Origin of the sequence: Maribacter algae (assembly GCF_047345745.1) — a bacterium.
Lineage (GTDB): Bacteria > Bacteroidota > Bacteroidia > Flavobacteriales > Flavobacteriaceae > Maribacter.
This window is the reverse complement of the sequence record NZ_JBLFES010000001.1, coordinates 1,137,384-1,162,099: the sequence shown is the minus strand read 5'-3', so window position 1 is coordinate 1,162,099 and position 24,716 is coordinate 1,137,384. Positions and strand designations below refer to the sequence as shown.

20 protein-coding genes are annotated in these 24,716 nt (G+C 40.0%); 11 read left to right on the top strand and 9 right to left on the bottom strand.

What is annotated here, in order from left to right; all coding sequences use genetic code 11:
• Window positions 1-88: 88 nt before the first annotated feature.
• Both ACKWBX_RS05100 and ACKWBX_RS05095 read left to right on the top strand, forming a co-directional pair.
• Window positions 89-1,369 (top strand): hypothetical protein, encoded by a 1,281-nt coding sequence (locus tag ACKWBX_RS05100; RefSeq protein WP_413967569.1) that lies wholly within the window; start codon window positions 89-91, stop codon window positions 1,367-1,369.
• A 28-nt stretch (window positions 1,370-1,397) separates the two neighbouring features.
• The gene (locus tag ACKWBX_RS05095; RefSeq protein ID WP_413967568.1) at window positions 1,398-2,924 is read left to right on the top strand and encodes an OmpP1/FadL family transporter; all 1,527 of its coding nucleotides are present in this window, start codon (window positions 1,398-1,400) and stop codon (window positions 2,922-2,924) included.
• A gap of 63 nt (window positions 2,925-2,987) precedes the next feature.
• On the opposite strand, the gene ACKWBX_RS05090 is transcribed toward ACKWBX_RS05095, so the two are convergent.
• Together ACKWBX_RS05090 and ACKWBX_RS05085 are read right to left on the bottom strand one after the other, a co-directional pair.
• On the bottom strand, window positions 2,988-4,433 hold the full coding sequence (locus tag ACKWBX_RS05090; RefSeq protein ID WP_413967567.1) for a T9SS type B sorting domain-containing protein: 1,446 nt from the start codon (window positions 4,431-4,433) through the stop codon (window positions 2,988-2,990).
• Window positions 4,434-4,556: 123 nt separating this feature from the next.
• Entirely contained in the window at window positions 4,557-6,356 is a 1,800-nt protein-coding gene (locus ACKWBX_RS05085) for a T9SS type B sorting domain-containing protein (protein WP_413967566.1), read from the bottom strand.
• A 135-nt stretch (window positions 6,357-6,491) separates the two neighbouring features.
• Here ACKWBX_RS05085 and folE point away from each other — a divergent pair, with 135 nt between their 5' ends.
• From folE to ACKWBX_RS05050, 7 genes are all read left to right on the top strand, one after another.
• The gene (folE, locus tag ACKWBX_RS05080) at window positions 6,492-7,172 is read left to right on the top strand and encodes a GTP cyclohydrolase I FolE (RefSeq protein ID WP_413967565.1); all 681 of its coding nucleotides are present in this window, start codon (window positions 6,492-6,494) and stop codon (window positions 7,170-7,172) included.
• Window positions 7,173-7,186: 14 nt separating this feature from the next.
• Complete coding sequence (cysS, locus tag ACKWBX_RS05075) at window positions 7,187-8,668, top strand: cysteine--tRNA ligase (protein WP_413967564.1); 1,482 nt, start codon at window positions 7,187-7,189, stop codon at window positions 8,666-8,668.
• Window positions 8,669-8,694: 26 nt separating this feature from the next.
• Window positions 8,695-8,916, top strand: a complete 222-nt coding sequence (yidD, locus tag ACKWBX_RS05070) for a membrane protein insertion efficiency factor YidD (RefSeq protein WP_413967563.1) — start codon at window positions 8,695-8,697, stop codon at window positions 8,914-8,916.
• Window positions 8,917-9,041: 125 nt separating this feature from the next.
• Window positions 9,042-9,998: a prolipoprotein diacylglyceryl transferase gene (lgt, locus tag ACKWBX_RS05065; protein ID WP_413967562.1), complete on the top strand. Its 957-nt coding sequence runs from the start codon at window positions 9,042-9,044 to the stop codon at window positions 9,996-9,998.
• 52 nt (window positions 9,999-10,050) lie between these two features.
• Window positions 10,051-10,503: a DUF192 domain-containing protein gene (locus ACKWBX_RS05060; RefSeq protein ID WP_413967986.1), complete on the top strand. Its 453-nt coding sequence runs from the start codon at window positions 10,051-10,053 to the stop codon at window positions 10,501-10,503.
• Between the two features lie 5 nt (window positions 10,504-10,508).
• Window positions 10,509-11,030 (top strand): GNAT family N-acetyltransferase, encoded by a 522-nt coding sequence (locus ACKWBX_RS05055; RefSeq protein WP_413967561.1) that lies wholly within the window; start codon window positions 10,509-10,511, stop codon window positions 11,028-11,030.
• Window positions 11,027-12,262 carry an ATP-binding cassette domain-containing protein gene (locus tag ACKWBX_RS05050; protein WP_413967560.1) on the top strand — a complete coding sequence of 412 codons (1,236 nt, stop codon included), beginning with the start codon at window positions 11,027-11,029 and terminating at the stop codon, window positions 12,260-12,262. The genes ACKWBX_RS05055 and ACKWBX_RS05050 overlap by 4 nt, the downstream gene beginning before the upstream one ends.
• Before the next feature lie 57 nt (window positions 12,263-12,319).
• Here the strand turns inward: ACKWBX_RS05050 and secDF are convergent, their stop codons facing one another.
• From secDF to mdh, 3 genes are all read right to left on the bottom strand, one after another.
• Window positions 12,320-15,283 carry a protein translocase subunit SecDF gene (gene secDF, locus ACKWBX_RS05045; protein WP_413967559.1) on the bottom strand — a complete coding sequence of 988 codons (2,964 nt, stop codon included), beginning with the start codon at window positions 15,281-15,283 and terminating at the stop codon, window positions 12,320-12,322.
• 199 nt (window positions 15,284-15,482) lie between these two features.
• Window positions 15,483-16,094 (bottom strand): hypothetical protein, encoded by a 612-nt coding sequence (locus tag ACKWBX_RS05040; RefSeq protein WP_413967558.1) that lies wholly within the window; start codon window positions 16,092-16,094, stop codon window positions 15,483-15,485.
• Window positions 16,095-16,230: 136 nt separating this feature from the next.
• The gene (mdh, locus tag ACKWBX_RS05035) at window positions 16,231-17,157 is read right to left on the bottom strand and encodes a malate dehydrogenase (protein WP_413967557.1); all 927 of its coding nucleotides are present in this window, start codon (window positions 17,155-17,157) and stop codon (window positions 16,231-16,233) included.
• Between the two features lie 284 nt (window positions 17,158-17,441).
• Between mdh and ACKWBX_RS05030 the strand changes: the two genes are divergently transcribed.
• The gene (locus ACKWBX_RS05030; RefSeq protein ID WP_413967556.1) at window positions 17,442-17,816 is read left to right on the top strand and encodes a hypothetical protein; all 375 of its coding nucleotides are present in this window, start codon (window positions 17,442-17,444) and stop codon (window positions 17,814-17,816) included.
• 147 nt (window positions 17,817-17,963) lie between these two features.
• On the opposite strand, the gene ACKWBX_RS05025 is transcribed toward ACKWBX_RS05030, so the two are convergent.
• The 4 genes from ACKWBX_RS05025 to asnB all read right to left on the bottom strand — a co-directional run bounded on the left by ACKWBX_RS05025 (window position 17,964) and on the right by asnB (window position 23,859).
• Window positions 17,964-18,980 carry a DUF6588 family protein gene (locus ACKWBX_RS05025; RefSeq protein WP_413967555.1) on the bottom strand — a complete coding sequence of 339 codons (1,017 nt, stop codon included), beginning with the start codon at window positions 18,978-18,980 and terminating at the stop codon, window positions 17,964-17,966.
• Window positions 18,981-19,094: 114 nt separating this feature from the next.
• On the bottom strand, window positions 19,095-19,853 hold the full coding sequence (locus ACKWBX_RS05020; RefSeq protein WP_413967554.1) for a F0F1 ATP synthase subunit delta: 759 nt from the start codon (window positions 19,851-19,853) through the stop codon (window positions 19,095-19,097).
• An 81-nt stretch (window positions 19,854-19,934) separates the two neighbouring features.
• Window positions 19,935-21,857, bottom strand: coding sequence for a DNA topoisomerase (ATP-hydrolyzing) subunit B (gene gyrB / locus ACKWBX_RS05015; protein WP_413967985.1), 1,923 nt, complete (start codon window positions 21,855-21,857; stop codon window positions 19,935-19,937).
• Window positions 21,858-22,188: 331 nt separating this feature from the next.
• Window positions 22,189-23,859: an asparagine synthase B gene (gene asnB / locus ACKWBX_RS05010; RefSeq protein WP_413967553.1), complete on the bottom strand. Its 1,671-nt coding sequence runs from the start codon at window positions 23,857-23,859 to the stop codon at window positions 22,189-22,191.
• 245 nt (window positions 23,860-24,104) lie between these two features.
• Here asnB and ACKWBX_RS05005 point away from each other — a divergent pair, with 245 nt between their 5' ends.
• Window positions 24,105-24,644, top strand: coding sequence for a DUF2911 domain-containing protein (locus ACKWBX_RS05005; protein ID WP_413967552.1), 540 nt, complete (start codon window positions 24,105-24,107; stop codon window positions 24,642-24,644).
• Window positions 24,645-24,716 lie beyond the last annotated feature (72 nt).

The following is a 24,716-nucleotide window of genomic DNA, read 5'->3' as shown; positions in this document are numbered from 1 at the left end:
GTTTGGCACAAAACTTGTGTCTATTGAAAGAAAATAATTCGGTAAAACTAGTTATTTTTAATATGTTCAACAATATAATTTTAGAACGATGATATATACATTACCCCTCAACAAAATCCGCAATTTAGCCTTACTGGCCTTATTGTCATTTTTTGCTATTTCGTGTGGTTCTTATCAGCAAGCATCCTATTATGACAATGATGGGATTTATTCTGATAAAGCCCCAAGAACAGTAGAAAGAAGACCGCAACAACAACGTGTACAACGCAATTCGGAATCCAATACATATTCTGATTACTTTGCTCAAAAAGCAGGTCAGTATGATGAGATATTGGAGGATGAGGTCTTTACTGACATTGATTCGTATTCCAGTAATTCGATCAACGATAGTATCAACCCGGCGCAACTTACGGACTACTATGACAATGCGAACGATTATGCAGGTTTTGGCGGTTGGGGAGATAATGCCAGTAATGTTAGCATTAACATCTATGATAACGGTTGGAACAACTGGGGATGGAGCGATCCATGGTTATGGGGAGGCGGTTTTGGCTGGGGCGGAGGCTTCGGTTGGGGTTGGAATAGATGGAACCGTTGGAACAACTGGGGCTGGGGCGGAGGCTTTGGCTGGGGTTGGAACAATTGGGGCTGGGGCGGAGGCTTCGGCTGGGCAGGTGCATGGTGTCCACCATATGGTTACGGTTATGGCTTTAACAATGGTTTCAGGGGTAGAAACATTGCATTTGTCAATGGCCGAAGAGGATATTATAACGGGAGAAATAATAATGTAGCCACTTCCCTGAGAGGAAGGTCCAATCTAAATACGAGAAGGGCAAGTACTTCATCCAGGTATAGAACGGCAAACTCAAGATACGCATCTTCGCGAAACTCGGTTGCCGGGAGAAGTTCCAGTAATAGATATCGAAGCAATTCAACTACCAGAAGAACGGTAGGTGTTGATCAAAATAGAGCGTATAGGACAAGTAGAAGTACGCGTGCCGTTCCACAAAACTATAGAAGTTCCAGAAATGGACAGGCCTATAACAGGTCTGGCGTAAATTCCAGTGGGTATAGAAGAGGAACCAGCTCCGGAATATCAAGGAGGTCCACAGCTACACCAAGAACCTCTACCTACCGTAGCTCTAGAAGTAGTTCACCCAGAAGTAGTGGATACAGTTCGGGAAGAAGCTCTAGCTCAAGAAGTTCAGGTAGTTACAGAAGTTCCGGTAGTAGTTCTAGAAGTTCGGGTAGCTACAGAAGTTCAGGGGGTAGTTCAAGGAGTTCAGGAAGCTATAGAAGCTCTGGCGGCTCTTCCAGGTCTAGCAGTGGAAGGTCAGGAGGCGGAAGAAGTAGTGGAAGACGCCAATAATCAATTGTATTTATCAAAAAAATAATCTATGAAAAGGTATTTAATTTTCATACTGCTATTGGCATGCGCAATAGGTAGTGCCCAAAATATTAATGATGTGTTGCGATATGGAACCGAAAACCTTCAGGGAACCGCAAGGTTTCAAGGTATGGGCGGAGCTTTTGGAGCGTTGGGCGGGGATTTGTCCGCATTGAATATTAATCCTGCGGGATCGGCAGTTTTCAATAACAGCCTTATTACACTTTCCGGCACGGCTTATTCCAGAGATAACGATGCCTCTTATTTTGGTGCTGCAACATCTACTTCAATAAACGATTCGGAACTAAACCAAGTGGGGGGTGTTTTCGTTTTTAGAAATACGGATGAAGACTCGGATTGGAAGAAGTTCAGTCTGGCCTTTAATTATGATGCAGTCAATAATTTTAACAACAGAACAACCATCCGTGGTAATAGTAACCAAAGTGTAGCTAATTATTTTTTGGATTTTGCACAAGGACTTCCGCTTGAAGCACTGCAGGTTCCCGAAGGTGAGTTAATTGAGAATGCCTATAGAGATTTAGGTTTTGAAGATCAACAGGCCTTTTTAGGTTTTCAAGGTTTTGTATTCGATTTAGAGGATATTGATGCCCCTGATAGTGGAAATTATCTATCCAATGCAAAATTTTCGGACAACGGAAGCTTTAACCAAGATTATTTTATCAGGGAATCCGGGTACAACAATAAGTTCACTTTAAATGCCGGTTCTCAATATACGGACAGGTTTTATTTAGGAGCATCGTTGAATTTTCACTCCGTTCTTTATGATCGATTGACAAGGTTGACGGAAAACGGTTTTGATGCCGATTCCAATGTTCAATTTATAGAATTCGATAATTTTTTAAGAACCCAGGGGGCCGGTTTTTCATTTAGTGTTGGTGGTATAGCAAAACTTAATGAATATGTTCGTTTGGGCGGAAGCTACCAATCGCCTACTTGGTATAGATTGGAAGATGAATTTTCCCAATTTATAAATTCGAACTTAGCTCAGGATGCCATCGCCAATGGAGAATCCGATATTGATTTCATCAACCTTGATTTAATTACTGCTTTTCAACCATACACCATAAAAACCCCTAGCAAACTTAATGGGAGTCTAGCCATTATATTCGGTAAAAACGGACTCTTAAGTTTTGATTACGGATATCAGGATTTTTCCAAATCGGAATTAAGGCCAACAAACGATGGTGCTTTTCAACCTATAAATGCTCAAATTTCAGATGATTTGGGTGCGGTTTCTACGTTTAGACTTGGTGGAGAGTACAGAATACAGAAGTTTAGTTTAAGAGGCGGATATCGGTTTGAGCAAAGCCCCTACACCAACGGGAATACCATTGATGACCTAACAGGTTACTCAGGAGGAATAGGATATAACTTTGGAGGTAGCCGATTGGATTTGGCCATTAATAGAACGGAACAACGTATCAACGAAAGTTTATTTAATCCAGGTTCAAGTACTACGGCCTTGGTAGATCGTATTAATACGAATGCAACGCTGAGTTATACTATAAATTTCTAGGGACATAAAGGAGAGTAATAAAAAGATAACGAAAAAGAGCGGCTTTACAGCCGCTCTTTTTCGTTATCTTTTTAAGGTGAAGTGTGTTTTTCTGGTTTTGGCCACCAGCAACCCAGCATCGTCATTCTCTTCATATTCAAAGCGGAACCAATAATCCGTGGCAGGCATGGGCCTACCGTTGAATGTACCATCCCATCCTCCGGCTACTCCCAGTTGTTTCAACAATTTGCCGTAACGATCAAAAATAAAAACCACCGGATTGTTGAGTGTTTCTATTCCTTCAATATTCCAAGTATCATTATTGCCATCAGCATTTGGAGTGAAAAATTTATTATAGCCCACTACCAAAAATTCAATGGGTTCCGTAATTCCGCAACCGTTCTTATCATTTACGATAACCGTATTGATTCCGGAAGGTACATTCAAAAAAATAGCATCATCTTGAAATTCCCCACCGTTTATCGCATATTCATAATCTCCATCGCCGTCTACGTTAAATCTAATATCGTTTCGATCAGGATCTATGGACAGATTGGTATCCAAAATTTCCACTGGTGTGGTTGCGTCCAAAACAGGCGTTGTGTAGTATGTAATCAATATATCATCCGTAATAACCGTAAAAGGAGTTGTTATGGTAACGCGATACCTTCCCGAGTTTGGATAAGAAACCGTTAATTCATAATCAGGAGCTCCACTCCCTGTTAATACCGTTTCATAGGTACCATCATCTTCACTATCCAGTTCCCAAACAACACTATTAATAACGGCACCTGCCGGGGATCGTTGTGCACTTAACACAATATCGGGATCATCTTCACAGGCTATAATATCCAACCCTAAAAATTCATCCCTGAACGTACAATCCAAAATTGAATTGACATCTTCACTTCCAGGCGGATTTGTAAAAGTCAGTGAAAAGGGCTCTGGATCGCCGTCAAAGTTCGTATTGTAATTATTTATTAGGATATAATAGATTTCTCCTTCGGCCACATCCATCCAAGTATCATATGTATTTTGATTGCCTTCGGTTACATCATCAACTGGAGGTTGGCCGTTTTGCCCTGAAATAGGATTTATACCAATACCTGTAAATCCCGTTGAATTGACCTCATAATTACAGCGTATAGGATCTGCGCCCGAGCTTATATCTACACAATCCAAAACAGCATCATCCCCTACTTCCGAGCCATATACAGCAAAATCCCACTCAGCAGTTGTGGTCAGTGCTTCTATGTCAAAACCTATTTGACCATCCGCTAAAGCCCTAAAGGCAAACCATGACGTGTTATTTTCAATATTCGCTTCCCCAATACTGCCTTTTTCCAAACATCCCGTCTGCCTGATTACATCGGGATCAAAATCATCAATATCGCCACTACCATCGGAAAAGCCCATTATAGGAGCATCGGCACAAACGGGAATGGTAGTTCTACAATCCGGAGAATTTTGGGCTTTTGTTTCCCATGTATACAGTAACAAACAAATAACTGCGCAAAGAAGGGTTCGCATAAACTGTGGGGCTATTATTATACTTGACGTATATAATAACTTGCTTACGGCTATTTTAGTATTTTAGACCGATTTTTTATGCCGTTAATCGATGAAATACATCATTTAATATCCGATGCTCCGCTAACGTTTGAGGCTAAAGTGGTCTTTTATATATTTTGTAGTGGATGATGGCCCATTGGTTTCCGTATAACTTAGGGAGAACCAATAATCGTCCTCGGGCAATTGCGCTCCGTTAAAAGTACCGTTCCACCCCGCTGAATTTTCGTCGAGTTGAACGATCAACTTACCAAACTGATTAAAGATGGAAACAATAGGGTTTTCCAGAATGTCCATACTTTGAATCCGCCAAGTGTCATGCGTACCATCTCCGTTAGGTGTAAAGAAATTGGGGAATCCCAGGACGACTATATCCAAAGTGTCTATACCACATCCATTAATATCTGCAACGGTAATGGTATGTTCCCCGGGAGAAAGATTGTTAAAAATATTGGAATCTTGCGGTATTTCATTATCGACTTGATAATTGAATTCACCAGCTTCTTCGACCAAAACAGAAACAATATTCCGTTCGTCTATATATTCGATTTCTACATCCGCTATCCGTGCCGGTCTAGAAAAAACAACGCTCACCGACCCAACAGAAACACAAGTTACAGTTCCTTGAGTATTGGTTGCTGTTAAGGTATATACACCTTCCTGAACAACCATTATCGATGCTGTTGTTTCCCCTGTATCCCACAAATAATTTATTCCCATTTCTGGAGTGGCCAGTCCTATCGTCGCGGTTGGCGTGTCTTCGCATATATAGACCGTTGTTGGAAAACTTACATCAGGAAGTACCAATCCATTGATATTAAAAGTCTGTGAGGCATCAAAGCAATTGGGGTTTTCAATAGAAGTTGTCCTCACATAAATTGTTTGTACTGTTTGTGTAGGTTCAAAATCCATCTGCAATGGGTTAGTTTCCTGTATGGCGTCTGTCATGGACGTATGATAACTTATCCTAAAACTGTCCGGGTCCTGTCCTCCAAGTGCCTCATTGTTTTTTTGCGATAGATTTATAGTCGTACCGTCCAGACAGACCAATTCATCATCCAGCGGATGGGTAACGGGCAATTCAGAAAACGCAACCTGCGTTTCACTGATTACATTCATACCGGAAGGCATTACTACCACAACTCTGTAAAATCCCGAAACAGTCACATTTAGATGAGCACCATTCTCTCCGGTGATACGATTAAAACCGGAACCAAGGTCCAAATACCACTCATAGGAAATTGCTCCTGTGCTTGTTGCATCCAGCATAACAGATTCGTTATCGCACGCTGCAATAGGCGGACCCAACAGGTTATTGACTATGGAGCAATCTAAAGCCGTATTAGGAAAATCCGTAAAAACAGTACCTGAAAATTGTATGGAAAAACCAGAATTGGTATTACTAAAATTATTGATGAACAAGTAAAAATCTTGCCCCGAAGAGACCTCTAGCAATTCGTCATATTGAAAATTATCCGCTCCGGTGGGGTCTTCCCCTACTCCAATAAAATTATTATTGTCAGAATTGTCAAAATAATTGCATCGCACCGGGTCGCCCAAATTCGTACAGTCGTCCGTTTGATAAAGTGCAAAATCCCAATCTTCGGTTGCATCATGACCAATATTAAAACCTAACTGACCATCCGCATTGGTCCTAAAACGATACCAAGCCGAATTATTCTCTATGGTACCGGTAGCTAAAGCTATACATCCGCTTACCGTAGCCCCATTAAAATCATCTATTCCCATACCGGTAGTACCGCCATTTATAGGAGTATTGTTACAAATAGGCACTGCATTGATACAATCAGGGAATACCTGTGCCGTAAGAGCAACCACTCCAGAAAGAAAAGTGAAAAAATAAATAACACATGAGCGTGCCATACGGGACTATAGATTTGGAATCCTAAAAATAGCGCAGCAATCCCCTTAACACTAATTTATGTTGTGTAATGCCCCTAGAATGGCATAAAGTGGTATATATTGTATATCTTTGCGTCTTGTAAAAGCCACAATAAAATGAAAATTGAAGGTGCATTGGAAGGACCGTTAGAAGAGCTTGGAAATGATCATTTTTCAGCTTCTGAAGATACTCCACTACGAGAGGACGCATTTGTTCTTAGCAGCGAAGACAAAATTGATAGAATTGAGGACAATGTCAGAGAAATCATGCTTACATTGGGGCTAGACCTGGAAGATGATAGTTTAAAGGGTACTCCAAAGAGGGTTGCTAAAATGTTCGTAAACGAAATTTTTGGCGGACTACATCCCGATAAAAAACCAAAATCCTCGACTTTTAAAAACAAGTATAAGTATGGGGAAATGTTGGTCGAAAAGAACATCACGCTCTATTCTACTTGTGAGCATCACCTGTTGCCTATCGTAGGAAAGGCACATATTGCCTATATTTCCAACGGTACCGTAGTAGGTCTTTCAAAAATGAATCGTATTGTAGATTACTTTGCCAAAAGGCCCCAAGTACAGGAACGGCTTAATATTCAAATTGTTAGAGAACTTCAAAAAGTTTTGGGAACGGACGATGTTGCCTGTGTGATAGATGCAAAACATCTTTGCGTGAACTCTCGCGGCATACGGGATGTGGACAGTAGCACCGTGACCGCCGAATATGGTGGTAAATTTAAGGAAGATGCCGTTCGTAGGGAGTTTTTGGACTACCTAAACCTAGACACCAATTTTTAAACCGCTATGCCTTCATGCATTTATACGAGAAGCAAACTATAAAGGTCCACAATTCCCTTAGTGGTAAAAAAGAAGTATTCATTCCTATAAATCCTGGCCATATTGGTATGTATGTATGCGGACCTACGGTCTACAGCAATGTACATTTAGGTAATTGCCGCACGTTCATGTCCTTTGACATGATTTTTAGATATTTCAAGCATCTTGGATATAAGGTAAGGTACGTTCGGAATATCACCGATGCGGGCCACCTCGTGGATGATGCGGAAGATGGGGAGGACAAGATTGCAAAAAAAGCAAGGCTGGAACAGTTGGAACCTATGGAAGTGGTGCAACGTTATACGGTAGATTTTCATAATATTTTAGATAAATTCAACTTTCTTCCTCCGAGTATTGAGCCAACGGCAACTGGGCACATCATTGAACAGATTGAAATCATTAAAGATATTCTCGAAAAAGGATACGCTTACGAGATGAACGGCTCCGTCTATTTTGATGTGGTCAAATTCAATGAATCCAACGATTACGGTAAACTCAGCGGAAGAAAACTCGAGGATATGATTGCCAATACACGGGAGCTGACCGCGCAGGACGAAAAGAAAAGTCCGCAGGATTTCGCCCTTTGGAAAAAAGCGGAACCGCAGCACATTATGCGTTGGCCATCCCCTTGGGGAGATGGTTTTCCCGGTTGGCATTTGGAGTGTACCGCCATGAGTACTAAGTATTTAGGTGAAACATTTGATATTCACGGAGGCGGTATGGATTTAAAGTTTCCGCATCATGAATGCGAAATCGCGCAGGCAGAGGCAAGCAACGGGCACTCTCCCGTAAACTATTGGCTCCATGCGAATATGCTTACGTTGAACGGTAAAAAAATGGCCAAATCTACGGGAAACAGTATTCTGCCGGGAGAGATTTTTTCAGGCGAAAATGAAATTCTCAGTAAGGCTTTTTCACCGTCCATGGTCCGTTTTTTCATGATGCAGGCACACTACACCAGTATCTTGGACATGAGCAATGATGCTCTTTTGGCTTCGGAAAAAGGATTTCATAAATTAATGGAAGCTATCAATAATTTGGACAAGCTTCCAACAGGTGACAAAACCGATTTCAGTATCAGTGAATGGAAGCAATTCTGCTATAATGCCATGAACGACGATTTCAATACCCCTATATTGATCGCCAATCTTTTTGAAGCCGTAAAACATATCAACCTTATTAAAGAAGGGGAAGAATCAATTACAAATACCGATAAAGAATTACTAAAGACCACCCTTCATAATTTTGTTTTTGATGTACTTGGATTGGAAAACAAGAACAATTCCGATGCCGATTCCGAAAAACTTAGCAGTGTCGTTGAGCTTTTGATACAATTACGAAAAGAGGCTAGGGAAAACAAAGACTTTGCAACCTCTGACCAAATACGGGATCAGTTGTCCGCATTGGGCATTCAATTAAAAGACGGCAAAGAAGGGACTACTTTTAGTATCAATTAATACGCTAAGCATTAAGTTCAACTAAAGTGAAAAAAATATTGATAGCGCCATTCATTGCGCTGGTCCGTTTCTATCAACTGGCCATATCTCCTTATACACCAGCTACATGTCGCTATTCGCCCACCTGCTCGCAATATACGTTGGAAGCCCTAAAAAAACATGGCCTTTTTAGGGGAGGCTGGTTGGCTACAAAACGAATTTTTAGCTGTAATCCTTGGGGCGGTAAAGGGTATGACCCAGTTCCTTGAACAAAACAACTTCTTAACCGTACCATCTTGGCACCTAGCATGACATTTTATTTGACATTTCAATTGATGCTCTTCTTTGGATGCAAGAGGGCTTTTAGTATCTTAGCCTTCCAAAAATCTGACTTATGCACTTCTTAGGTATTGTGTGGAATCCCAACGAAACCCTTTTTAATATCGGTTTTATACAAATAAAGTATTATAATTTATTGTGGATCGTTGCTTTCGCCCTAGGATGGATCATCATGAAAAAGATTTTTCAAAGGGAAAACAAAACGATGGAGCAATTGGATTCGCTGTTCATCCATTGTGTTGTTTCCATTATGTTAGGGGCGCGTTTAGGCCATGTATTTTTCTATGACTGGGATTATTATCAAAATCATCTGCTGGAAATTTTGTTACCGATCAGGGAAAGTGCCGGTGATACCCTTTTTGGATTTATAGAGGGTTATAAATTCACAGGTTTCACGGGCTTGGCCAGTCATGGGGCAACAATTGGTGCCATAATTGGCATCTATCTATACGCTAAAAAACAAAAGCTAAAAATGTTATGGGTACTGGATAGAGCCGTGGTAGCTTCGGCCATAGGTACGGCCTGTGTTCGGTTAGGGAATTTTTTCAACTCGGAAATCAATGGGAAAATTGTTGACGAATCTTTTCCATTGGGCGTAAAATTCATTCGTGATTCGGATGATTTACATCCTTCCAAGGCTTTGGCCGTTACCAAGGAAAAAACATTGAATGCGGCATATGATGCCATCGAAAATAAAGCGGAGTTTTCCCAATATTTAGCGGAGATTCCTTATAGACATCCTGCACAACTCTATGAGGGGGGTTGCTATATTTTCATGTTCATATTATTGTATTATCTATATTGGAAGACCGATAAAAGAAACCAGCTAGGTTATTTGTTCGGTGTATTTCTGGTAGTGTTATGGACCATCAGGTTCCTTGTAGAGTTTGTCAAGAAAAGTCAAGGTGGTTTTGAAGAGTCTTTGGGACTTTTATCTACTGGACAATGGCTAAGCATACCCTTTATTTTTCTTGGTCTTTACTTCATGTTCAGATCTAAAAAAACGGCATAAATTGAAACATTCCTTTATCAAATTTTCGATTGAGACGTTTTTGGTTCTTTTAATGCTAGTTTCCTTTACATCCTGTAAAGAGGAAGCCAAAAAAGTCATTAAAACCGAACCTATTGCATTTACAAAAGAAGGCTCCTTGAAGATTACTAAATCAGAAACGGACTCCATCATCGCACAATTTGATATTGAAATTGCGGAAACGGATTATGAAACCCAAACCGGTTTAATGTACCGTAAAGGAATGGAAACTGATCAAGGCATGTTATTTATATTTCCGGACGTGGCCATGCATTCTTTTTATATGAAGAACACCCTATTTCCTTTGGATATCGTTTACATTGATGAGCATCAGAAAATAGTTAGTTTTCAGGAGAACGCGGAACCGTTCAACGAAAACGGACTATCCTCAAAGGTTCCGGTAAAGTATGTGCTTGAAATCAATGCCGGGCTTGTGGAAAAATGGTCTTTGGAAATAGGTGATACCATAGCTTTTGAGCGAAACTAATGACCATGCTTTATCTTCTTGATGGCTATGAAACAGAGCGACTATTATTTAGAAAAATAAAGCCCTCGGATTTTAATACTTGGCTCCCGTTCCATGAGGAGCCTCTAAGTAGCCAATTCTGGGAGGGTTTGCCCAAGAACCCAAAAATAGCTTGCCAACAACAGTTCAATCGTATTTTTGAACGCTACGAAAAAGGGTTAGGTGGCATGAATGCACTTATCCTTAAAAACAAAAATTCCTTGGTAGGACTATGCGGTCTTCTGGTCCAAGAAGTTGATGGGAAGGAAGAATTGGAAATAGGATATTCCATTTTACCCCAATATTGGAAAATGGGCCTGGCCACGGAAGCTGCCATTAAATGTAGAGAAGTAGCATTTAAAGAAGAATGGGCGTCCTCATTGATATCTATCATACATGTAGATAATATTCCTTCTCAAAAAGTAGCTTTAAACAATGGGATGATGTTGGATAAAACTACCGTTTACAATGATAATCCCGTTCATATATTTAGGACCCATACTCCATGAAAAAGCATTGGGCCATCTTCATTGACAATAACTCGAGCACTACCAAGTTCATACGCTCCATAAAAAAAGGAAACGGACCTGAAAAATTTTCATCATTTTACGATAGAAAAGGGGCTTTACTCTCAAGGATTACCTTGGAAAAGCTCATGGAAGAGGAGGAAAGACGTGATCGTAAACTTATAGACCAAGAAAACCAATCCTTACGAAGTATGTCCAGTGGAGAACAACGAAGAGCCTTAATAAGGTACATTTTTAAATCGAAACCGGACTACATCATTTTGGACAAACCCTTTGATAATCTAGATAAGGCCTACCAAAGTGAACTAAAGAAAATTCTTGAAACCAAGTGCAATAACATTACCTACATACAATTGGTGAACAGAAGAGCGGATGTTTTGCCTTTTATCTTGAATTATGGAAAACTAGATGGAAATAAGTTCACAGTTTTGAATCATTTTGAGGATAGTTCCAAAAGCAAACTTGACACCGATTTCATAGGGATGATTCCAGAACCTATTGAAAGAATTACGGTTGCCAGTGATACACTCGTTCAATTTATGGACGTAAATGTTTCTTATGATGATAAAAAAGTACTTCAGAATATAAATTGGACCGTCAAGAAAAACGAATTTTGGCAACTTATGGGTCGTAATGGCTCAGGAAAAACGACCATTTTATCCATGATTACTGGGGACAATCCCAAAGCGTTTGGTCAACAAATCCATCTTTTTGGGCAAAAAAAGGGAAGTGGGGAAAGTGTCTGGGATATTAAAAGCAAGATAGGGTACTACTCCCCTGCAATGACGGATAAATTCAGCGGCAGCCATACCTTGGAAAATATGCTTATCTCCGGACTCAATGATTCCATCGGTTTATATATAAGACCTACGGAAGTGCAGCAAATCCTGATTAAAAAATGGTTGACGCTTCTGAATCTAACAGCTATAAAGGATAGGTTGTTCAGGGATTTGACCGTAGGGCAAAAACGATTGGTAATGACCGCCCGTGCCATGGTCAAACACCCTCCACTACTTATTTTGGATGAACCCACCGCTGGTATGGACGATGACTCCGCACATCTTTTGGTATCCCTTGTCAACAAAATAGCCTCTGAAACCCGGACTACAATAATTTTCGTTTCGCACCGAACTGAACCTGGGTTACTCCCAAAAAAGATATTTCTACTGAAAATGACAAAAAACGGTTCAAATGGGTACGTCAAAATCCCATAAAAAAATCGCTATCCCAGAAGAAGGATAGCGATTTCTTAATTTGAGTTAGTCTAATTTTTATTTGATCCCTGAAGTAATTTTTTTGCTCAGCGCATCATACATAATCGGGGTCGCTATAAATACCGAAGAATAGGTACCTACAATAACACCAACAATCATAGCGAACATAAATCCTCTCAACGATTCTCCTCCAAAAATAAAGATAGCCAATAACACGATCAATGTTGTCAAAGAAGTATTCAACGTTCTTCCTAAGGTACTGTTTACGGCGGCGTTAATATTCTCACCGGCTTTCCAGCCTCTTTCCCCAACGATTTCACGAATACGGTCAAACACTACCACGGTATCGTTCAAGGAATAACCAATCACCGTTAGGATTGCTGCAATAAAGGCTTGGTCAATTTCCATATTAAAAGGCATTATTTTACCTAAAATGGAGAAAACACCCAATACAATCAGTACATCATGGAATACCGCGACAACGGCACCCAATGAAAACTGCCATCTACGGAAACGCAATAATATATATAAGAATACCACTGCCAGAGATCCCAAGATGGCCAGAAATGCGTTGTTCTTGATGTCATCCGCAATAGTAGGACCCACCTTAACGGATTGCAGGATTCCAATGGATTTATCATCGCTCCCAACAGAAAAAGCCTGTTTTGTAATACCATCTGGAAGATACTTCTGCAAACTAGTGAACAGTTTGTCCTGTATTTCATTATCCACCTCAATACCTTCAACATCCACTTTGTAAGGAGTGGTTATTTTAATCTGATTGGATTCTCCATAGGTCTTTACATTAGTTCCACTACCAAAGACCGTATTCAATTCCGAAGCAATTTCCGATGGACTTACGGGTTGTTCAAAACGCACTGTGTACGAACGCCCTCCGATAAAATCGACACCTTGTTGCAATCCGTTTCCAAAGAAAAGCGAAAATAGACCTACACCCACTAAAATAACCGAAATCACATAGGCAATTTTACGTTTGCCCAAGAAGTTGATGTTCATATTCTTGAACAGCCCTTTGGTAAGAGCGGTAGAAAAATCCAACGTTCTTCCCTTTCCACTTAAATACCAATCTACCAACAAACGGGTGATAAAGATGGCAGTAAAAAGTGACGTAAGGATACCTATCAACAAAGTTGTAGCAAATCCTTTGATGGGACCCGAACCGAATACGAATAAAATTAAAGCCGTAAGGCCAGTCGTAATGTTCGCATCTAAAATAGAGGATAATGCATTACCGAAACCGTCGGAAACAGCTTGACTTTTGCCTTTCCCCTTGGCCAATTCTTCTTTGATCCGTTCAAATATAAGTACGTTCGCATCTACGGACATACCAATGGTCAATACGATACCTGCAATACCAGGAAGCGTTAATACCGCATTTAAACTTGTTAATACTCCAAATATTAAAAGAATGTTCAATAGTAGGGCAATGTCCGCAAAGGCACCTGCCTTACCATAATAGGTAATCATCCATAATAGAACGATAGCCATGGCTATCAAGAAGGACATAAAACCACTGTCAATAGCCTCCTGACCCAAGGAAGGACCCACTATTTCTGACTGAATTATTTCAGCGGAAGCCGGTAATTTACCCGCACGTAATACATTGGAAATATCTTTTGTTTCATTTACAGTGAAGTTACCGGTGATTTCGGAACGTCCTCCGGAAATTGGACCACTGGACACCCCTGGCGCAGTATATACTTTATTATCCAATACAATGGCAATACCGGTTTGATTTGTATAAGCATCACCTGTTAATTTTTCCCATTCCTTAGCTCCTTTCGTGTTCATGGTCATGGAAACCGCAGGTTTACTGAACTGGTCGAAATCTGCCCGGGCATCACTTACCACATCACCACTGATACGCGGCGTACCATCCCTATTCGATTTTAATGCATATAAATCGATAACTTCTGTGTCTTCCGAGGCCGGTCTTTCCCAAACAAATTTTGTGAATTGGATATCCGCGGGCAATAATCTTCTTATTTCCGGCATTCTTAAATACTCCCCAATCTTGGCGGTATCCTTAATAGCGGCACGGAACATGGCATTGGTTCCAGGGTTGGCAGGAACCAACAATTCAAATAACGGATTTACTTGTGTAGCCAAATCCAAGGAATCTGTTGAAACATCGGATAGTAATGAGTCCAATTCCGATTCTTCCTTTACGGGCTCGGGTTCATCGACCTTTACGATATCTTTTAGTTTTTCGTTCGCTTGAATCAAGAACGTGCTAAAGCTCGGATTGCTTTGCTTGTACGTTTCCCAGAATTCCAATTGTGCCGTGCTTGACAATAAGTCCTGTGCCCTTGCAATATCCCTAGCGCCTGGTAACTCTACCAATATACGGCCTGAATTTCCTTCTCTCTGAATATTGGGTTGCGTAACCCCAAAACCGTCAATACGTTCACGAAGTACTTCAAAAGCGGAAACTACGGATTCATCAATCTTCGTTCTGATAATGGGTTTCACCTCATCATCGGACATTTGAAAATTGATTTCGTCACTTAACCCTTTGTTCGCAAAGATGTCGGGAGAAGCCAATTTTGTATCGCCTTTGATATTATCAAAAGCTTCAAAGAAAAGATCTATGTACGTGTCATCACTGTTTTTAGAAGCTGCATCTGCATCTGCCAAAGCTTTATTGAAAATTGGATTTTTTGTATTATTGGCAAGTCCTTTAAGGATATCCTTTACCGAAATCTGAAGTGTTACGTTGATACCTCCCTTAAGGTCCAATCCTTTGTTCAACTCCTTCTTTTTTGCTTCGTCATAATTGGTATATCCAAAAATGGGATTACTCCCAATAGAGTCTAGATAGCTGGCTTCTAGCGCTTCCCTTTTCGAGACATAATCCTCTTCTGATTCAGAAATACGACTTGCCGCGAATACCTCCGCTTCGTTTTCAACTTTATTCGTAATAAAAGTATAGGATAGCTGGTAAATACTTACTAGCCCAAATAATAAAGCGAACAGCTTTATAAGTCCTTTGTTTTGCATTTGTTTTAATTTAATTTACAATATTCTAGAGCTTATCTTATTGGAATATTGCCTATGATTAATTTAGATAATGATTGTTTATGATATGGAACCTTTAAAAATTACATCAATTGATTCATTTCTAAAGTTGTATTGTTTTTTGGGAAATAATTGAAAAAATAGTTGTCCTTGAACTGAATGCCATTTTACACAGATTTCCTCAGACATGAGGGCCTGCTCGAACCTCTGGAATAGCCTTAGAAGTATTATTTATGGAAATTGAAATATCTTGATATCTTTTAAAGGCAATAGCAACGCTAAGAATTTGCGATACGATGATGCGACCATTAAAAAATGTAACTACAGGACCAGAAAACCTTTGATCGTCCCGTTTTGATTCAGAAGCAAATTTTCCATTTAAACTAAGTCCATCATCGCTTTGCTGATGAATATCAGAAACGACTAAACTAAAAGATTCGGGAAGTTTATCTTCGGGAAAATCGTGAGGTAATTCATCAATATCGCTGTAAGCTAACGATAGTTCATCATTCTGGGAAAGAAATTTGTCTACACTAAAGGCATCGATATCACTGTAATAGCGAATCGTGATTTTTTCATCGTCATTTTCAATGATTTCAATATTCGCTATACCAAGTTCACCTAGTTTTTCCGTGATAGCGGCCAAAGCCTCATCATGGTTAGTTGTCGTAGCTGCTTCTTGCCCAGTAAATTCCAGTATAATTTGCTGATTGGCTACTTTGGTTTGTCCCTGATTCAACCCGAACAAGGCGAGAATAAGAATAAAAGTACCGATGTACCATTTAGAATTCATCCGGCAAAGATAAAAATAAAGATAAGATTACATAACATATTTCTAAACCGTAAAACCACCAAAGTCATGTTCCAAAAAAAAATGCCTTCATAGTTATCCTACAAAGGCATTTAAGCATGTGTTTTTGATAGATAGATTATAGTTCCAAAAGACCATTGGTCTTGGTCACGCCTTCGGCACTCTCTTGCATTTTAGCTTTTTCCGCATCGCTTAACGGCACATCTACAATTTTCTCTATACCATCTTTACCAAGGATGACCGGAACGCCGATACAGATATCGTTAAGACCGTATTCCCCTTCTAGGAAAGTAGAGCATGGAAACATTTTCTTTTGATCGCACGCTATAGCCTGTACCAGTCCAGATACCGCGGCTCCGGGAGCATACCATGCACTGGTTCCCAATAATTTTGTCAATGTGGCACCACCAACCTTGGTATCTTCGGCAACTTGTTGTAGCCTTTCATCACTCAAAAATTCAGATACCTTAATACTGTTTCTAGTGGCATGTGACGTTAATGGCACCATTCCCTTATCACTATGGCCGCCAATGACTATACCGTCCACATCGGAAATGGGAGCTTCCAAAGCTTCCGCCAATCTATACTTAAAACGGGCACTGTCCAAAGCACCGCCCATACCTATAATTCTATTCTTAGGGAGGTCAGTAGTTTTGTGTACCAAATAGGTCATGGTGTCCATAGGGTTACTTACCACTATTAAAATAACATTAGGAGAATGTTCAATAAGACTTTTGGAAACCGTTTTTACGATACCCGCATTGATTCCGATCAACTCTTCCCTGGTCATTCCAGGTTTTCTTGGAATACCTGAGGTAATCACGGCAACATCACTATTGGCGGTCTTTGAATAATCACTGGTGCTTCCCGTAATTGTGGTATCAAAACCGTTCAAGGATGCGGTCTGCATCAAATCCATTGCTTTTCCTTCCGCATAGCCTTCCTTAATATCCAAAAGAACAACTTCCGATGCAAAATTCTTCATTGCAATGTATTCTGCACAACTTGCTCCTACCGCTCCTGCTCCTACTACTGTTATTTTCATTTTTTATTGTTTATGGGTTATGTATGAGACGTATACGCCCCTTTAAAAGTAATTTTTTGGACTGCAAAAATAAGTATTAATTGATGAAAAATTGTGCTGAACCCTTATTATAAAACTTTAAAACTGTCTTAAAATTCATCGATAAACGGTTCAAAATTGTCAAAAAAATGACCGTTCAACGAAGATATTTCAAATTTCTTACCATACATCGAATTATAATACGATTCAGAAAGAAGTTACCGTTATCTATACTGGAATCCCAAATTCCAATTAACCTACTTACTATGAAGAAACTATTTTCTTTATTGGCAATACTTGCCATAATCTTTAGTGCAAACTGTTCTCGAATTGAGGAGAACAACGACCCTATTATTGGTATTTGGTCAACAGCCCAAGCAAGTACCGATGAGACCGTTTCCAAAAACGCTTCTCGAAAGGAATGGATTTTCAATGATGTTTACCTCGGTAGGTATCATGAAATGAACGGAAACGAAATTACTCTTAAGACAGATTTTCAATGGTCCCAAGAAGATGGTATCTATACCGTGGAATATCGCGGTCTAGAAGGTAAACCTACTCATGTAGTTACTATCCAGAAAACCAAAAATGGCGTGCTGTTACAAAAACAAGATGGTAACGCATTGGCCGTAAGAGAGTAATACAATTTTTTAATAGGGCCATGGGAAGAGTCTGTCCAGAAAATCTGGGCAGGCTCTTTATTTTGTAACCATTTCCAAGAATTTTCAATCCACAAAAAAACCTCTGCGAAGAGCAAAGGTTTTTATATTTTCGAAAAGAAAGAACGCTTAACGCATTCCAAAATTCATTCCGATGGTAAGTGTATTGAATTCTCCAACATTATAATCCGCATGTAATCTAAAGAAACCTAGTTTTAATTTAGTTCCTACAGTACCTACAACTCCGTTTGCTTTTCTTGAGATCGAAAAGGGATTTGTATAAGTTTCCGTTGTAAAAGGACCGCTAGTAGCGCTATAAGTTCCCAAAACATCTATTTCTGATTTTCCGGTGATATACCCCACACCGCCATAAAAGTTGATAACGGGCAATCTTGTAGAGACTACTGCATTAAAGGTCCAAGTACCAATTTTTGCCTCTAATCTTTGATTTTCGCCTTCCAAAAGATTGGCATCCGTAAAATCATAGTCTCCGGTCAATCTAGTATACCCTATTACTGCTGAAATAGCGACAGGAAGTATTTTATCCGCGAGCAACAGTTTTGTAAAATCGTGCTGTAGACCAAACCCAATTAAGCCAACGGAAGCATCTTCATAAGTTACTTTTGGTAAAAAACGAGCCTTAATTTCCGTTCCTTTTATGAGACCAACACTAGCTTGGATATAAGCCGATGGGAAAAAATTAATTCCTTCGCCGGAAAGCCCTGAAGGCAAATCAAACTCCGCCCTATCCAAATCTCCTGGAACATCACCGTCTACAAAAACACGAATTCCTTGAATATCTCCCAAAGCGGTAGACACCTGTCTAGCTTCGCCAGGGTTGTTTACAAAATCCAATTCTTGGTAATTGATCGGATCCAGAAGAAAAGCCTTTTTGTCCTCTTTATTTTTAAAATTGGTCATGTTCCCAACCAAGGAAATCTCAAAACCTCCCAGTGGTTTAGCATCAGCGGTATTATACCATCCCGTAGAAAAACTGTAAATAGCGCTTTCTGACAATGGGCCCATATAATCATTGGTAAATTGTTCTGCATCTTCTACCCCAGCGGCAAAGATGTTGTTAAAATCGGCTTGGGCAATTGCCATAGAAAAACTACAAAGCAATATTCCCGTTAGTATATTCTTCATTTTGTTGTTATTTCTTTAAAACTAAAAAACCTGTGCCATGGGCACAGGTTTTTGTTGTGTATCGTCTTATTTGTAGTATGAATACTACGAATATTGATTTTTGCTATCGAGGATTTATTTAGACATTCCGGAATCTTCCATCATGAATTCCGTATAATCCAATACATAAACTCCAAATAAGCTCCACTTGAATTTTTTATCGGCGTATTTAGCCTTGAACTTATCATTGTCCATAAATAGGGAAACAAAATATTCATCGAAGTCTTTTTTGGTCACCCAAACTACTTTTTCATCACCTTTCTTTACATAATAAGATTTTGCGATACCTCCCGCTAATTTCATTCCTCCAACACCAATACTGGCCGTTTGCTTTGCCCATGGATCAGAAAATACTTGAATATGCTGACTGAATTTAGGATTAACTACCTGCATTAAAAATTCAGCTTCTTTCTTTTTGTTTTTTAAAGAAACCATTTCATTCGTATACATAGTATACCCTTTGCTCAAATATTTAGAAGCATCACTCTTACCCCATTTGGTAGCATCGTTCAAGAAATTACTCTGTTGAGATAACTTTTCCAAACCGGATGGTGCCATGTACAAATCGGTAATTTCTTCTGCTTTTACACGAATCTTTTTTCCCTCTTTTGAAATGAACTTAATTTCATTGATTTGACCCTTTTTGCGGTCAACGTCTTTAATATCGGCCTCCATTTTAGTACCATCTTTCAAGGTTACATAAGCTGGTTTTTTTCTAGAATAAGAAGAATAGGCCGGGTCAAAAGCTGCTTGTTTTTCACGTTCTTTCAAATCTTCTTGCGCAAAACAAACGGACACCGTAAGAAGAAGTAGGGTAACTAATTTAAATTTCATAATATAAGTTTAGGTTTATAAGGGGCCAAAACTAAAAAACCTGCACGGTCTGTGCAGGTTTTTGTTGTGTAAGCGCGATTATTAGGTGTCTATGTTCGCGTAGACGGCATTCTTCTCGATAAACTCTCTCCTTGGGGGCACTTCATCTCCCATGAGCATGGAGAAGACACGATCTGTTTCCGTGGCATTTTCAATTGTAATCTGCCTTAAGGTTCTAAAATCCGGATTCATGGTCGTATCCCATAATTGTTCCGCATTCATTTCCCCAAGGCCCTTATAACGTTGAATGCTTACGCCTCCGCTATAGCTGTCCGCAATGGCATCCCGTTCTGCATCATTCCACGCATATTGTTTTTTCTGTCCTTTCTTGACCAGATAAAGTGGCGGTGTAGCAATATAAACATGGCCACCTTCTATGAGTTCACGCATGTAACGGAAGAAAAAAGTCAAAATAAGTGTTTCAATGTGGCTACCGTCAACGTCGGCATCACACATAATCACTACTTTGTGATATCTTAATTTTTCTAAATTCAGTGCTTTACTGTCTTCTTCCGTACCTATGGTGACACCAAGGGCCGTATAAATATTCTTGATTTCTTCGTTCTCAAAAACCTTGTGCTGCATGGCCTTTTCAACATTCAATATTTTACCTCTCAAAGGTAAAATGGCCTGAAACATTCTATCACGACCTTGTTTAGCCGTACCGCCCGCAGAATCACCCTCAACCAAGAATACTTCACATTTTGAAGGGTCTTGCTCGGAACAATCGGAAAGTTTCCCTGGCAACCCGCCAATGCTCATAACGGTCTTACGCTGTACCATTTCGCGGGCTTTGGTAGCCGCATGCCTTGCTTGGGCGGCAAGAATGACTTTTTGGACAATTACCTTTGCATCATCCGGGTGTTCTTCCAAATAGTTCGTCAGCATCTCCGAAACCGCCTGACTCACCGCTGAAGATACCTCACGGTTACCTAATTTTGTTTTGGTCTGCCCCTCAAACTGGGGTTCCGCCACTTTTACGGAGATAATTGCGGTCAAACCTTCACGGAAATCATCTCCTTGAATCTCAAACTTTAATTTATCCAACATACCCGAGGAGTCGGCATACTTTTTCAAGGTACTCGTCAATCCCCTTCTAAACCCTGAAAGGTGCGTACCTCCTTCATGGGTATTGATATTGTTTACATAGGAGTGAAGGTTTTCCGTATAGCTTGTGTTATAAATCATGGCCACCTCTACCGGAATACCATTTTTTTCACCTTCCATGGAAATCACGTTCTGAATCAAAGATTCACGTGTTCCATCCAAAAACCTGACGAATTCTTTAAGGCCTTCATTGGAAAAAAATGTTTCCCCTACATATTCCCCTTTTTCGTCCTTCTGTCTTTTATCCGTAATAGAAATGGTTACTCCCTTGTTCAAGAAAGAAAGCTCCCTCATCCTATTCGCTAACGTTTCGTAGCTATATTCGACTGTCTGGGTGAATATAGTGTCATCCGGCTTAAAAGTAACTACCGTACCCCTATAATCGGTTTCTCCGGTACTCTTGACAGGATACAGAGCCTTTCCTCTTTCATATTCCTGTTCCCAAACCTTACCGTCCCGATGGACGGTTGCATGCAAATGACTGGAAAGTGCATTTACGCAGGAAACACCAACGCCGTGCAAACCACCCGAAACTTTATAGGAATCTTTGTCAAACTTACCCCCGGCACCAATTTTGGTCATTACCACTTCCAAGGCAGATACACCTTCTTTTTTATGCAATCCTACCGGTATGCCCCTACCATTATCCTTAGTAGTGATGGAGTTATCCTCATTAATGGTCACACTTATAGTATCACAGTGACCGCCCATAGCCTCATCAATAGAGTTGTCCACAACTTCATACACCAAATGATGAAGTCCTCTCACGCCCACATCGCCAATATACATCGAGGGACGCATACGCACATGCTCCATACCTTCCAAGGCCTGGATACTATCCGCGGAATAATCTTTCATGGGAGCGTTGTCTTTTTGCTCTGCATCACTGTTTTTTTTGATTTCCCCGTCTTCGTTTTTTGCTTCTTCGCTCATAAATCTAAGGTTGTTTATACTTCAAATTTTGCAATCTTACAAATATACGGAATACCCCATGAAATAAGAGGTTGATAGGATTTGCCATAGGTGAAGTTATCAACAATAATTGTGGAAAATTAACCACTTTAAAATTGGAGGAAACATGAAACAAAAACAACCAAAAAGACACCATTTTCATGGTGTCTTTTATGGACTAATTAAAAATAAAACTGCACTGTTCTTACGAACAGGAAAACAGAATCTTCACTTTCGCCTATTTCACATAGGCATCGTCGTGTACGTTTGCTACAGCTCTTCCTGATGGATCGTTCATATTTTTAAAGGCTTCGTCCCATTCCAGAGCTATTTTTGTACTACAGGCTACCGATGGCTCCTGGGGCACACATAAAGCCGCAGCATCACTCGGAAAATGTTCCTCAAAAATAGAGCGGTAATAAAATTCTTCCTTGGTAGTCGGGGTCTGTAATGGGAACCTGAACTTTGCATTGCCCAATTGTTCGTCCGAGATTTCGGTATTTACCAACTCCTTAAGGGTATCTATCCAACTGTAACCTACACCATCCGAAAACTGTTCTTTCTGTCTCCATGCCACGCTTTCGGGAAGCATATCCTGAAAGGCCTTACGGACTACCCATTTCTCCATACGTTCGCCGTTGATCATTTTATCCTTAGGGTTGATGCGCATCGCAACATCCATAAACACTTTGTCCAAGAACGGTACGCGACCTTCAATACCCCATGCAGCAAGAGATTTGTTGGCGCGAAGGCAATCATACATATGAAGTTTATCCAACTTTCTTACGGTTTCTTCGTGAAAATCTTTTGGACTCGGTGCTTTGTGAAAATAGAGGTACCCACCAAAAAGTTCATCGGCCCCTTCTCCGGACAACACCATTTTTATTCCCATGGATTTAATGACGCGTGCCATTAAATACATGGGCGTGGAAGCCCTTATCGTGGTAATATCATACGTTTCCAAGTTATAGATGACATCTCTAATGGCATCCAGACCTTCTTGAATGGTGAACTTAATTTCATGATGTACCGTTCCAATATGTTCTGCCACTTTTTGGGCCGCTGCCAAATCCGGAGAGCCTTCCAGCCCGACCGAAAAAGAATGTAGTTGGGGCCACCAAGCGTCTTTTGTATCTCCTGATTCTACCCTTTTTTGAGCATATTTTTTGGCAATTGCGGAAGTGACCGAAGAATCCAATCCGCCGGAAAGCAATACGCCATATGGAACATCTGACATTAACTGTCGGTGTACCGCAGCCTCCAAGGCTTCTTTTACTTCTTGGATGCTCGTCTCATTTTCTTTTACGGCATCATACTCCATCCAATCCCTAGTGTACCATCTTTTTAATTCCCCGTCGCTACTATGCAAATAGTGTCCCGGTGGGAATAATTCTATCTTGGTACAAGTACCTTCCAAAGCTTTTAACTCAGAAGCCACATAAAATGTACCATGTTTATCCCAACCCATGTACAATGGAATAATACCCATATGGTCACGTGCCACAAAATATTCATCTTTTTCCGCATCATAAATGGTGAACCCAAAAATACCGTTCATCTCATCTAAAAAGGCAGGACCTTTTTCTTGATATAATGCCAAAATAACCTCACAGTCAGATTCTGTTTTAAAATCATAAGAACCTTCAAACTGCTTTCTTAACTCCCTATGATTGTAAATTTCCCCATTGGCCGCTAAAATAAGCTTCCCGTTGGGGCTTAATAGTGGTTGTTTTCCGGATGCCGGGTCTACAATGGCCAAGCGCTCATGCGCCAAAACAGCTTTGTCATCGGCATAAATACCGCTCCAATCCGGTCCTCTGTGTCTTATTTTCTTGGACATCTCCAACAACTTGGGCCTTAGTACCTCGGTACTCTCCTTTACATCAAATGCACATACAATTCCGCACATAATTTTCTATTTATATCAATTTATCAACAAATATTTATTTTATATTTCAATTTAAAAACATTATCATACTATATGATTACAAATTATCATATTTAAAATCATAATCTATATATATTGAAATTAGGAAACTATATTTTCAGGTTTATTGTGGCATTTTGTAAGTCCGAAAAAATTTAACGACTTTTTATCAGTCTTTCGTAGACGAACTACTTAGTTTTGAATCGATTTAAAAACAAACCTTGATTATGAAAAAATTACTTACGCTTACCGTATTTATCTTTGCATTGGCATTTACAACAACTGTTAGTGCACAAAAATTCTCAGGATTGGATAAAAGTCCAATGGATATGGCCTCTTTCCCTAGTGATTACAAAGTTTCAGATAAAGTGGTTCGCATCACTTACGGACGACCACAGTTAAAAGGTCGCTCACTTTCTGAATTAGCTCCTACTGGGCAAGTTTGGAGAACGGGTGCCAACGAAGCCCCAGAAATCACTTTCTATAAAGATGTGAAATTTGGCGGAAAAGATATTGCTGCCGGAACATATGCTTTATTGACCATTCCAGGTGAAAAAGAATGGACCATTATCCTCCACGACCAATTGAACCAGTGGGGCGCATACTTCTACAAGGATTCTATGGATGTTGCCAGGGTCATGGGCACCGCTAGTATGGTAGATTCTTCTTTGGAGGAATTCTCCATTTCATTTAAAGAAGTGGACGGTGGAGCACACATGGTCATGGGATGGGACAAAACAAGAGTTGCCGTACCCATCATGTGGTAACAAAAATATCTACTATTTGAATAAAAAAATCCAAGGTGTTCACCTTGGATTTTTTGTTTCTATGGAAACTTA